The following is an 11,836-nucleotide window of genomic DNA, read 5'->3' as shown; positions in this document are numbered from 1 at the left end:
GAAAGACGGAAGGTCACTGGGAGTGGGGTCGGACGTGCGCGCGGGCGGCTTCATCCGATAGCAAGGGCGTATGGCGGTCTTCGTCGCGCTGGGCGCGTTCCTGATGACGCTGGCCGGCGGCTGGACGGCACAGCGTGTGACCGACCGCCGCCATCTGGTGCTGGGCCTGGCCGGCGGGCTGATGCTCGGCGTGGTCGGCCTGGACCTGCTGCCGGAGGCCCTGCGGGCGGCGGACCGCGAGATCCACGGCGTCCCGGCCGCGCTCCTGCTGTTCGTGGCGGGCTTCCTGCTGGCCCATCTGGTGGAACGCCTGCTGGCCGCCCGCCGCGCCGCGCACGGCGGCGACGAACACGACCACCGGGCGCCCGAGGTGGGCCTGACGGCCGCCGCGGCGATGGTCGGGCACAGCGCGATGGACGGCGTGGCGATCGGCGCGTCCTTCCAGGTGGGCGGAGGCATGGGCACGGCCGTGGCGCTCGCCGTCATCGCCCACGACTTCGCGGACGGCTTCAACACGTTCACCCTGACCAGCCTGTACGGCAACGCCCGCCGCAAGGCGTACGCGATGCTGTTCGCCGACGCGGTCGCCCCGGTCGCCGGAGCCGCCGCGTCCGCGTTCGTGCACATCCCGGAGGGCGTCCTCGGCGGCTATCTCGGCCTGTTCGGCGGCGTCCTGCTGTACCTGGCCGCCGCCGAGATCCTGCCCGAGGCCCACCACGAACACCCCGCCCGCTCGACCCTGCTGTGCACGGTCGCGGGCGTGGCGTTCATCTGGCTGGTGGTCGGCGCCACGGGGTGAGCCGTGCGCCGGGGGCGCCGGGTGTGCCGGGGGCGCCAGGTGTGCCGGGGGCGGTGTCACAGCTTCCCGCCCCGCCCGCCGTCCCGCCGCGCGGGCGCGATCAGCGTCGACAGATACGGCAGCGCGGCCCCGTCCAGCTCGGCGGCCGGCCGGATCGACTCCTCCGGCAGCCCCAGCGCCGACCCCCACACGGCGTCCCCGATCCGCCCGGTCTCCCGCAGCGCCTCGGCCACCTCGGCGGCCTGCCGCCCGAACTTGTACGCCACCACCGTGCCCGGCCCGTCCAGCGCCTCCTTCAGCACGGCCGACCCGGCCGTCACCGGCACCAGCGTCAGCGGCTCGGTGCCCTCGGTCAGCACGGCACCCGAACGGGCCGCCAGGTCCTGCATGGCGGTGATCCCCGGCACGGTCTCCACGACCACGCCCGGCACCAGCTCGGCGATGGTCTGCGCGAGATACGTGAAGGTCGAGTACACGTTCGGGTCGCCGATGGTCGCGAACGCCACCGAGCCGCGCTCCTTCAGCAGCTCGGCGACCCGCTCCCCGGCGGCGTCCCAGGCGGCCTCCCGACGCGCCCGGTCGCTCCGCTCGTTCAGCGCGAACACCACCCGGACGACCTTCTCCGGCTCCACGTAGTGCAGCACCGTCGCCTCGGCCCGCCCCCGCTCACCGGTGTCCATCACGGGCACGACGACGACCTCGGCGGCGCGCAGCGCGTTGACGCCCTTGACGGTGACCAGCTCCGGATCACCGGGCCCCACGCCGACCCCGACCAACCTGATGCTGCTCATGACGTCCGGCACCTCTCCACGAACCGACGGGCGACACCGGGCTCGGACGCCCAGTGCGTGTGCAGATAACTCGCGTGCACGCCCTGCTGTACGAAACCTTCGACCCGCCGCGCGGGAGCGGTGACGCCCCAGGCGGGAGCCGCCCCGGCGCCCGGCTCGACGACCGTGCGGTGGAACTCGTGCCCGCGCATCCGCGTCCCGGCCGGCGCGAGCACACTGTCCCCGACCGCCACGGCGTCCCGGTAGCCGAGGGTCAGCCGTTCCGTCATCCGCGCGGTGGCGTCCAGCACCCCGCACATCGGCTGCCCGTCCAGCTCCCGGCACAGGTACAGCAGCCCGGCGCACTCGGCGGCCACGGGCGCGCCGGAGCGGGCCAGCTCCCCGATCGCCTTCCGCAACGGCTCGTTGGCCGACAGCTCACCGGCGTACACCTCGGGGAACCCGCCCCCGACGACGAGCCCGGCGGTGCCGTCGGGCAACTGCTCGTCCCGCAGCGGATCGAAGGTGACGACCTGGGCCCCGGCGGCGGCGAGCAGCTCGGTGTGCTCGGCGTAGGAGAAGGTGAAGGCGGGCCCACCGGCGAGGGCGACGACGGGGGCGGGCGCACCGGCGGACGTGTCAGTCGGCCGAGCCCCGGACGGCGCAGCACTGGGGAACTCTCCAGCTGGCCGAGCGCCGGATGCCCCGGAGGGGGACTTCTCAGTTGGCCGAGACGGGTGGGTGGGTGGGAAACCGGGGGTCCAGGGGGCGGAGCCCCCTGGTACGGCACCCGCGCTCCGCGCAAGCGCCTCCAACGCGGCCAGATCACACCCGTCGGCGACCAGCGCAGCCATCGCCGCCACGGCCTCCACCGCATCCCCCTGCCGTTCGGCAACGGGAACCAGCCCCAGATGCCGGGACGGCGTAGCCACGGGCGCGGCCCGCCGCAGCACCCCCAGCACCGGCACCCCGGCCGACTCCAGCGCCTCCCGCAGCAGCGCCTCGTGCCGGTCGGACCCGACCTTGTTGAGGATCACGCCCCCGACCCGCACCTCCGGGTCCCACGACGCGAACCCGTGCACCAGCGCCGCCACCGACCGCGACTGCGACGACGCGTCGACGACGAGCACGACCGGCGCCCCCAGCAGCTTGGCGACATGCGCGGTGGACGCCAGTTCACCCTGCCCCGCGGCACCGTCGTACAGCCCCATCACGCCCTCCACCACGGCCAGGTCGCAGCCCCGCGCCCCGTGCAGGAACAGCGGAGCGACCAGCTCCGGCCCGCACAGGTACGCGTCGAGGTTGCGCCCCACGCGCCCGGTGGCCAGCGCGTGGTACCCGGGGTCGATGTAGTCCGGGCCCACCTTGTGCGGGGACACGGCGAGCCCCCGCGCGGCGAACGCGGCCATCAGCCCCGTGGCGACGGTGGTCTTGCCGCTGCCCGACGAGGGCGCGGCGACGACCAGCCGGGGAACGGACATCACCACTCGATGCCCCTCTGGCCCTTCTGCCCGGCGTCCATCGGATGCTTGACCTTGGACATGTCGGTGACCAGGTCGGCGAAGTCCACCAGCTTCTCCGGCGCGTTCCGCCCGGTGATGACGACGTGCTGGGTGCCCGGCCGGTCCCGCAGCACGGAGATCACCTCGTCGGTGTCGACCCACCCCCAGTGCATGGGGTAGGCGAACTCGTCCAGCACGTACAGCTTGTACGTCTCGGCGGCCAGGTCGCGCTTGACCTGCTCCCAGCCCTCGCGGGCCTTCTCCTCGTTGTCCATCTGGGCGTCGCGCTGGACCCACGACCAGCCCTCGCCCATCTTGTGCCAGGCGACGGTCCCGCCCTCACCCGAGGCGCCGAGGACCCGCAGCGCGTTCTCCTCGCCGACCTTCCACTTCGCCGACTTGACGAACTGGAACACCCCGATCGGCCAGCCCTGGTTCCAGGCGCGCAGCGCGAGCCCGAAGGCCGCCGTCGACTTGCCCTTGCCGATCCCGGTGTGCACGACGACGAGCGGCCGGTTGCGCCGCTGACGGGTCGTCAGTCCGTCGTCGGGGATGACACTCGGCTGTCCCTGAGGCATTACGCGGCCCTCCTGCTCGCACCCTGAACGTCCTTGACCAGCCCGGCGATCGAGTCGGCCCGCAGCTCGTCGAGCGTGACCGCCGTACCGCCGAGATCGGCGGCGAGCTGCCCCGCGAGCCCCAGCCGCACGGGCCCCGACTCGCAGTCCACGACCACGGAGGCGATGCCCTCGGCGGCGAACAGCCGGGCCGCACGGGAGGCGAGCGCCACCGGCTCGGGGCCGCCCGTCGCCCGCCCGTCGGTCACCACGACCACCAGCGCCCGCCGCGCCGGGTCCCGCAGCCGCTCCACGCGCAGCACCTCGTGCGCCTTGAGCAGCCCGGCCGCCAGCGGCGTACGGCCCCCGGTCGGCAGCGACTCCAGCCGGGCCGCCGCCGCGTCCACGGACGAGGTCGGCGGCAGCGCCACGTCGGCGGCGGAGCCCCGGAAGGTCACCAGCCCCACCTTGTCCCGCCGCTGGTAGGCGTCGAGCAGCAGCGACAGCACGGCACCCTTCACCGCGCTCATCCGCTGCCGCGCCGCCATCGACCCGGAGGCGTCCACCACGAACAGCACGAGGTTGCCCTCACGCCCCTCGCGTGCCGCCTGCCGCAGGTCGTCCCGGCGGATCACCAGACCCGGCCCGGACCGGCCCCGCGCCCGCTGGTGCGGAGCCGCGGCGTGCACGGTCGCCGCCAGGTGCAGCTTGGTCAGCGCGCCCTGGGGCCGGCGGGCCCCCGTGGTGCGCCCGTGCTCGGTGCGCGCCCGCGAGCGCCGCCCGGCCGCGCCCTCGCCGATGCCGGGCACGCTCAGCGCCTTGGTGCGAAAGGGCTCCGAGGCACGTGCGGCCGGCTGCTCCTGAGCGCCGGACGGCTGGGGCTGCCCGCCCTCGCCCTCCTCGGGCCGCGCCCCGGTGTCCCCGCCCTGCGGACCGGCGTCCGGCGCGGGCTGACCGCCTCCGCCGCCACCGCCGCCGTCGGGGCCGGGATCGTCGTCGGGGGACTCGCCGGAGAACTCCTCCAGCGTCTGGTCCAGCTTGTCCTCGTCCAGACCGGGCGCGTCGAACGGATTGCGGCGCCGCCGGTGCGGCAGCGCCAGCAGCGCCGCCTGCCGCACGTCCTCCGCGAGCACGTCCGTCCGCCCCGCCCACGCCGCGAGCGCGGTCGCCGTACGCGCCATCACGATGTCCGCGCGCATGCCGTCCACCTCGAAGGCCGCGCAGGTCGCCGCGATCTGCCGCAGCGCGCCGTCGCCGAGCCGCACCTGCGGCAGCAGCGCCCGCGCCGCCGCGATGCGCTGCCGTACCGCGGCCTCCTCCTCGGCCCAGCGGGCGGCGAAGGCGGCGGGGTCGGCGTCGTACGCCAGCCGCCGCTTGACGACCTCCACCCGCTGGTCGGGCTCGCGCGAGGCGGCCACCTCGACGGTCAGCCCGAACCGGTCGAGCAGCTGCGGCCGCAGCTCGCCCTCCTCGGGGTTCATGGTCCCGACGAGCAGGAACCGCGCCGCGTGCCGTACGGAGACACCCTCGCGCTCCACGTACGACGCACCCATCGCCGCCGCGTCCAGCAGCAGGTCGACCAGGTGGTCGTGGAGGAGGTTGACCTCGTCGACGTAGAGGATCCCGCGGTGCGCCTCGGCCAGCAGGCCCGGCTCGAACGCCTTCACGCCCTCGGCGAGTGCCCGCTCGATGTCGAGCGCGCCGACCAGCCGGTCCTCGGACGCGCCGACGGGCAGCTCGACCATCCGGGCGGGACGGTCCACGCCGTTGCCCGCTTCGTGCGGCCCGTCCGGGCAGCCCGGGTCGGGCGCGGCCGGGTCGCAGGAGAAGCGGCAGCCGGGCACCACGGCCACCTCCGGCAGCAGCGCCGACAGCGCCCGCACGGCGGTGGACTTGGCGGTGCCCTTCTCACCGCGCACGAGCACGCCGCCGACGGCCGGGGAGACGGCGTTCAGCAGCAGCGCGAGCCGCAGGTCGTCCTGGCCGACCACGGCCGTGAAGGGAAAGGGGGTGGTCACTGGTCGCCCTCCAGGTCGCCTTCGAGCTCCAGGTAGGTGGCGCGCAGCCGCTCCAGCGTCTCCGTGTCCGGCTCCGCCCACAGGCCGCGGTCGGCGGCCTCCAGCAGCCGCTCGGTGATGCCGCGCAGCGCCCACGGGTTGGACTTCTTCATGAAGTCCCGGTTCTCCGGGTCGAACACGTACTCCGCGCTCAGCTTCTCGTACATCCAGTCGTCGACCACGCCCGCCGTGGCGTCGTAGCCGAACAGGTAGTCCACGGTCGCCGCCATCTCGAAGGCGCCCTTGTAGCCGTGCCGGCGCATGGCCGCCATCCAGCGCGGGTTGACCACGCGGGCCCGGAACACGCGGTGCGTCTCCTCGCCCAGCGTCCGCGTCTTCACCTGGTCCGGCGTCGCCGAGTCGCCTACGTACGCTTCGGGGTTGGCGCCGGTCAGGTGCCGCACCATGGCGACCATGCCGCCGTGGTACTGGAAGTAGTCGTCGGCGTCGACGAGGTCGTGCTCGCGCGTGTCCACGTTCTTCGCGGCGACGGCGATCCGCTTGAACGCCGTCTCCATGTCCCCGCGCGCCGCCCGCCCGTCGAGCCCGCGCCCGTAGGCGTAGCCGCCCCACACGGCGTACACCTCGGCGAGGTCCGCGTCGGAGCGCCAGTTGCGGGCGTCGATCAGCGGCAGCAGACCGGCGCCGTACGCCCCCGGCTTGGAGCCGAAGATACGGGCGGTCGCGCGCCGCCGGTCGCCGTGCTCGGCGCTGTCCTCGTCGACGTGCGCCCGGACATAGTTCCGGTCGGCCGGCTCGTCCAGCTCGGCCACCGCCCGCACCGCGTCGTCGATCAGCCCGACGACGTGCGGGAACGCGTCCCGGAAGAAGCCGGAGATACGGACCGTGACGTCGATGCGCGGCCGGCCCAGCTCCTCCAGCGGCACCACCTCGAAGCCCGTCACCCGGCGCGAGGCCTCGTCCCAGACGGGGCGGCAGCCCAGCAGCGCCAGGATCTCGGCGATGTCGTCGCCCTGGGTGCGCATCGCGGACGTGCCCCAGACGGTCAGGCCCACCGACTTCGGGTAGTCGCCGGTGTCGGCCAGGTACCGCTGCACCAGCGAGTCGGCCAGCGACTGCCCGACCTCCCAGCTGAGCCGCGAGGGGATCGCCTTGGGGTCGACGGAGTAGAAGTTCCGGCCGGTCGGCAGCACGTTGACCAGGCCGCGGGTCGGGGAGCCGGAGGGGCCGGCCGGGACGTAACCGCCGTCCAGGGCACGCAGGATGTGCCCGATCTCGTCCGTGGTGCGGGCGAGGCGCGGTACGACCTCCTGGCAGGCGAACTCCAGCACCGCGACGGCGTCCGGGAGTTCGGTCCCGAGGACCTCCCGCACCAGCGCGGGCACCGCGTCCGCCGCCCACTCCCGGGCCTCCATGCCCTCCGCGACCCGCCGGCACAGCTGCTCCAGCAGGTCGATCGCGTCGGCGGCGGTCCGCGCCGGGCCCTCCACCAGGTCCGTCAGCTCCACCGGCACCTTCACCGGGGTGCCCGGCTCGGCGAGCAGCTCCTTCTCCACCAGGCCGAAGTGCGCGGCCAGGCACGCCCGCAGACCCGGCAGCGCGTTCGCCTGACCACCCCACACCTGCGCGGCGCGCAGCACGGCGAGCACCAGGTTGACGCGCGGCTCACCGACCGGGCCGCCGCCCAGGATGTGCAGGCCGTCGCGGATCTGCACGTCCTTGATCTCGCACAGATAGCCGTCGATGTGCATGACGAACTCGTCGAACTCTTCGTCGTCCGGCTGCTCGTCCACGTGCAGGTCGTGGTGCAGCTCGGCCGCCTTCACCAGCGTCCAGATCTGCGCGCGCACGGCCGGCGCCTTCGCCGGGTCCAGGTCGGAGACGAGCGCGTACTCGTCGAGGAGCTGCTCCAGCTTGGCCAGGTCGCCGTAGGTGTCGGCACGCGCCATCGGCGGCACCAGGTGGTCGACGACCGTGGCGTGCCCGCGCCGCTTGGCCTGGGTGCCCTCGCCGGGGTCGTTGACGATGAACGGGTAGACCAGCGGCAGGTCGCCGAGGACCGCGTCCGGCGCGCAGCCGCCGCTGAGCCCGAGGCCCTTGCCCGGCAGCCACTCCATCGTGCCGTGCTTGCCCATGTGCACGATCGCGTCGGCGCCGAAGCTGTTGTCCAGCCAGCGGTAGGCCGCCATGTAGTGGTGGGACGGCGGCATGTCCGGGTCGTGGTAGATCGCGATCGGGTTCTCGCCGAAGCCGCGCGGCGGCTGGATCATCACCACGACGTTCCCGAACTGCAGGGACGCCAGCACGATGTCGTCGCCGTCGACGTACAGGGAGCCCGGCGGCTCGCCCCACGCCTCGGTCATCGCCTCGCGCAGCTCCGGGTCCAGCTTCTCGAACCACGCCCGGTAGTCCGCGAGCGGCACCCGCGCGGGCGCCGCCGCCAGCTGCTCCTCGGTCAGCCACTCGACGTCGTGGCCGCCGGCCTCGATCAGCCGGTGGATCAGCTCGTCGCCGTTGTCGGGGTACCCCTCGACGCCGTACCCGGCATCCCGCAGCGCGTCGAGCACGCGGACCGCCGAGGCGGGCGTGTCCAGGCCGACCGCGTTGCCGACGCGGGAGTGCTTGGTCGGGTACGCGGTGAAGACCAGCGCGATCTTCTTCTCGGCGTTCGGCTTGTGCTTCAGCCGGGCGTGCCGCACCGCGATGCCGGCCACGCGCGCGGCCCGCTCCGGGTCGGCGACGTACACCGGCACGTCGTCCGGGCCCTGCTCCTTGAAGGAGAACGGCACGGTGATCAGACGGCCGTCGAACTCCGGGATGGCGACCTGCATCGCCGCGTCCATCGGGGACAGCGCGGCGTCCGAGTCCTGCCAGGCGCTCTTGGAGGAGGTCAGGCAGAGGCCCTGGAGCACGGGAAGGTTCAGGTCGGCGAGCGCGCCGATGTCCCAGGACTCCTCGTCGCCGCCGGCCGAGGCCTGCGAGGCGTGCGTGCCGCCCGCCGCGAGGACGGTGGCGACGAGCGCGTCGGCCCCGCCGAGGATCTCGTACAGCCCCGCGTCCGCACCGCGCAGCGAACCGCAGTACACCGGCAGCGCGTTGGCGCCCTGCGCCTCGATCGCCTCGCACAGCGTGTCCACGAAGGCGGTGTTGCCGCTCAGTTCGTGGGCGCGGTAGAAGAGCACGCCGACGGTCGGACGGCCGTCCCGGATCTCGTACGAACCGTGGACGCCGAACTCCGGCATCTTCCGCGGCTCCTCGAAGCCCTCGCCGGTCAGCAGCACGGTGTCCGACAGGAACCGGGACAGCTCCAGCAGGTTGGCGGGGCCGCCCTCCACCAGGTACTTCAGCGCCTCCGCGACCACGCCCGCGGGCACGCTCGACTCGGCCATCAGCTCCGCGTCCGGCACGGCCTCGCCGCCCAGCAGCACGGTCGGCACGCCGGACGCCTTCAGCGCGGCGAGCCCGTCCTCCCAGGCGCGCTTGCCGCCCAGCAGCCGCACGACGGCGACGTCGGCGCCGTCCAGCAGCCGCGGCAGCTCCTCGCCGACGTCCACCCGGGTGGGGTTGCCGATGCGGTAGTCGGCGCCGGAGGCGCGGGCCGCCAGCAGGTCCGTGTCGGCGGTCGACAACAACAACACTGTGCTCATGCGGGCGCTCCCGGTGGAATGAAAGGCAGTCCTTGCGGCGCGCCCGACTCGATGAGCCGCCACAGCGCGTCCGTGTCCGCGTGCTGTTCGATCAGGTCGCCGAGCCGGTCGAGCTGCTCCTCGCGCAGCGCGGCGAACGAGGTGCCGGGCGCCGGGACGAAGCGGCGGCCCGCGGCGGCGGCCACCTCGCGCAGGAAGGCACGCCGGAAGCCGTCCGACTCCAGTGAGCCGTGCCAGTGCGTGCCCCAGGTCTGCCCGACGCGGCAGCCGTCCAGGAAGGGCTCACCGCCCATGACGTCGGCGACGCCGTGGTGGATCTCGTAGCCCTCGACGTGCTCGCCGAGCGCCTCGCCCCGCGGCCGTGTGAGGGTCTTCTCGCGGGCGAACCGCACCCGCACCGGCAGCACGCCGAGCCCGTCGACGTGCCCGCGCCGGCTCTCCACCTCGTCCTCGATGTGCTCGCCGAGGATCTGGAAGCCGCCGCAGATGCCGAGGACCGGGCGGCCCTCGGCGGCCCTGCGCACCAGCGCGTCCGCCAGGCCGCGTTCGCGCAGCCACTCCAGCGCGCGGACCGTGCCGCGCGTCCCCGGGATCACCACCAGGTCCGCGTCGACCAGTTCCTCCGGCCGGTCCACGAACCGCACGACCACGCCGGGTTCGGCGGCGAGCGCGTCGACGTCGGTGAAGTTGGACATCAGCGGGATCGCGCAGACGGCGACCCGCAGCACGTCCTCACCGACGGGCGGGGAGACGTTCGACTCGCGGACCGTGCCGCGCAGGGACACCCGCAGTCCGTCCTCCTCGTCGATGCCGAGCCCGTGCCGGAAGGGCAGCACGCCGTACGTGGGCCGCCCGGTGAGGTCCTTCAGCATGTCCAGGCCCGGCTCCAGCAGGGACACGTCGCCGCGGAACTTGTTGACGAGGAACCCGGCGACCAACTCCTGGTCCTCGGGCGAGAGCAGGGCGACCGTGCCGAAGAAGGAGGCGAAGACGCCGCCGCGGTCGATGTCGCCGACGACGAGCACCGGCAGCCGCGCGCCCCGCGCGATCCCCATGTTCACGATGTCGGTCCGCCGCAGGTTGATCTCCGCCGGACTGCCCGCCCCCTCACAGATCACCGCGTCATACGTGCCCCGCAACTCGGCCAGGCACTCCAGCACCGTGCCCAGCAGCTTCTGCTGCCGTCCGCCGTGGTAGCCGCGGGCGCTCAGCTCACCGACCGGCTTGCCGAGCAGCACGACCTGGCTGCTCTGCTCGCCACCGGGCTTGAGCAGCACGGGGTTCATCTGCGCGGTCGGCTCGATGCGGCACGCCTGCGCCTGCATGGCCTGCGCCCGCCCGATCTCGGCGCCCTCGCGCGTCACGAACGAGTTCAGGGACATGTTCTGCGCCTTGAAGGGCGCCACCTTCACGCCCTGCCGCACCAGCCACCGGCAGATCCCGGCGGTGACGACGCTCTTGCCGGCGTCGGAGGTGGTGCCGGCGACGAGAAGCCCGCCGTTCATGCCTTACGCCCCTTCCTGAACAGGCGTGCGCCCGCGCACACGCCGAGCGCCAGCCAGCTCACGCGCCGGGACAGCCGTACCGCCCGGCCGATGTCGTGCGGGGCGACCGCGCGCCCCTGAAGGTTCAGCACGGGCCGGTGCTCCACGCGCCCCCCGTACGACAGCGTCCCGCCGAGCCGCACCCCGAGCGCCCCCGCGAAAGAGGCCTCCACCGGGCCCGCGTTGGGACTGGGATGCCGGTGGGCGTCGGCCCGCCACGCCCGCACGGCACCGCGCGGATCCGGCCCGGCGAGCGTGGCCAGTACGGCGGTCAGCCGGGCCCCCGGCCACCCGGCGAGGTCGTCGAGCCGGGCGGAGGCCCAGCCGAACCGCCGGTAGCGGCGCGACCTGTGACCGACCATGGCGTCCAGCGTGTTGACGGCCCGGAAGCCCAGCAGCCCCGGCACCCCGCCGAGCGCCCCCCACACCAGCGCGCCGACGACGGCGTCGGAGGTGTTCTCGGCGACGGACTCCACCACCGCGCGGGCGATGCCGTCGGCGTCCAGCGCCTGCGGATCCCGCCCGCACAGATGCGGCAGCCGGGCCCGCGCGGCCTCCACGTCGCCGTCCTCCAGCGCCCGGCCGATGGTCCCCGCCTCGCGGGCGAGCGATGTGCCGCCCACGACGGACCAGGTGGCGGCCGCGGTCAGCGCGACGGAGGCGGCGGGGGAGCGGCGTACGGCACGCGCCGCGAGCGCGCCCAGCGCGACGGCGCCACCGGCGCACACGGCGGTGTGCAGCGCGCCTCGGCCGCGGTGGTCGCGGTACAGGACGCGTTCGACGGCGGCCGCGGCCCGGCCGAACGCGGCGACCGGGTGCCCGCGGCGCGGGTCGCCGAGGAGCAGGTCGCCGAGGAGGCCGGTGGCGGCGCCGTACGCGAAGACACGTTCGGCACGCATGGGCTCAGCCGGCCGCGGGGGCGGTGGCGAGCCTGGTGACGGTCCTCGATCGGCAGCCGAGCATGGCGGTATGTCCTCACTCAGGGTGTCCGCGCCCTGG

8 protein-coding genes are annotated in these 11,836 nt (G+C 74.4%); 1 reads left to right on the top strand and 7 read right to left on the bottom strand.

Annotated features, from left to right (window positions below; genetic code table 11):
- Positions 1-70 precede the first annotated feature (70 nt).
- Entirely contained in the window at positions 71-799 is a 729-nt protein-coding gene (locus tag IE308_RS33720) for a ZIP family metal transporter (protein ID WP_110627270.1), read from the top strand.
- Between the two features lie 56 nt (positions 800-855).
- On the opposite strand, the gene cobI is transcribed toward IE308_RS33720, so the two are convergent.
- From cobI to IE308_RS33685, 7 genes are read right to left on the bottom strand one after another with little or no spacing between them, the layout of a single operon-like run.
- Positions 856-1,602, bottom strand: coding sequence for a precorrin-2 C(20)-methyltransferase (gene cobI / locus IE308_RS33715; protein ID WP_373314658.1), 747 nt, complete (start codon positions 1,600-1,602; stop codon positions 856-858).
- Complete coding sequence (locus IE308_RS33710) at positions 1,587-3,050, bottom strand: cobyrinic acid a,c-diamide synthase CobB (RefSeq protein WP_190220800.1); 1,464 nt, start codon at positions 3,048-3,050, stop codon at positions 1,587-1,589. The genes cobI and IE308_RS33710 overlap by 16 nt, the downstream gene beginning before the upstream one ends.
- Entirely contained in the window at positions 3,050-3,649 is a 600-nt protein-coding gene (gene cobO, locus IE308_RS33705) for a cob(I)yrinic acid a,c-diamide adenosyltransferase (protein WP_110627268.1), read from the bottom strand. The genes IE308_RS33710 and cobO overlap by 1 nt, the downstream gene beginning before the upstream one ends.
- Positions 3,649-5,646 carry a putative cobaltochelatase gene (locus IE308_RS33700; protein WP_190220799.1) on the bottom strand — a complete coding sequence of 666 codons (1,998 nt, stop codon included), beginning with the start codon at positions 5,644-5,646 and terminating at the stop codon, positions 3,649-3,651. Before IE308_RS33700 ends, cobO begins: the two co-directional genes overlap by 1 nt.
- Entirely contained in the window at positions 5,643-9,293 is a 3,651-nt protein-coding gene (cobN, locus tag IE308_RS33695; RefSeq protein ID WP_190220798.1) for a cobaltochelatase subunit CobN, read from the bottom strand. Before cobN ends, IE308_RS33700 begins: the two co-directional genes overlap by 4 nt.
- Positions 9,290-10,798 carry a cobyric acid synthase gene (locus IE308_RS33690; RefSeq protein WP_190220797.1) on the bottom strand — a complete coding sequence of 503 codons (1,509 nt, stop codon included), beginning with the start codon at positions 10,796-10,798 and terminating at the stop codon, positions 9,290-9,292. Before IE308_RS33690 ends, cobN begins: the two co-directional genes overlap by 4 nt.
- Entirely contained in the window at positions 10,795-11,736 is a 942-nt protein-coding gene (locus IE308_RS33685) for a cobalamin biosynthesis protein (RefSeq protein ID WP_190220796.1), read from the bottom strand. Before IE308_RS33685 ends, IE308_RS33690 begins: the two co-directional genes overlap by 4 nt.
- Positions 11,737-11,836 lie beyond the last annotated feature (100 nt).

Origin of the sequence: Streptomyces griseosporeus, from assembly GCF_014656055.1 — a bacterium.
GTDB classification, from domain to species: domain Bacteria; phylum Actinomycetota; class Actinomycetes; order Streptomycetales; family Streptomycetaceae; genus Streptomyces; species Streptomyces griseosporeus.
This window is presented reverse-complemented; position numbering and strand designations above follow the sequence as displayed.

Coding starts and splice junctions, on each gene's coding strand:
- IE308_RS33720 (WP_110627270.1), top strand. CDS start 71: ATGGCGGTCTTCGTCGCGCTGGGCGCGTTCCTGATGACGCTGGCCGGC.
- IE308_RS33710 (WP_190220800.1), bottom strand. CDS start 3,050: ATGTCCGTTCCCCGGCTGGTCGTCGCCGCGCCCTCGTCGGGCAGCGGC.
- cobO (WP_110627268.1), bottom strand. CDS start 3,649: ATGCCTCAGGGACAGCCGAGTGTCATCCCCGACGACGGACTGACGACC.
- cobN (WP_190220798.1), bottom strand. CDS start 9,293: ATGAGCACAGTGTTGTTGTTGTCGACCGCCGACACGGACCTGCTGGCG.
- IE308_RS33690 (WP_190220797.1), bottom strand. CDS start 10,798: ATGAACGGCGGGCTTCTCGTCGCCGGCACCACCTCCGACGCCGGCAAG.
- IE308_RS33685 (WP_190220796.1), bottom strand. CDS start 11,736: ATGCGTGCCGAACGTGTCTTCGCGTACGGCGCCGCCACCGGCCTCCTC.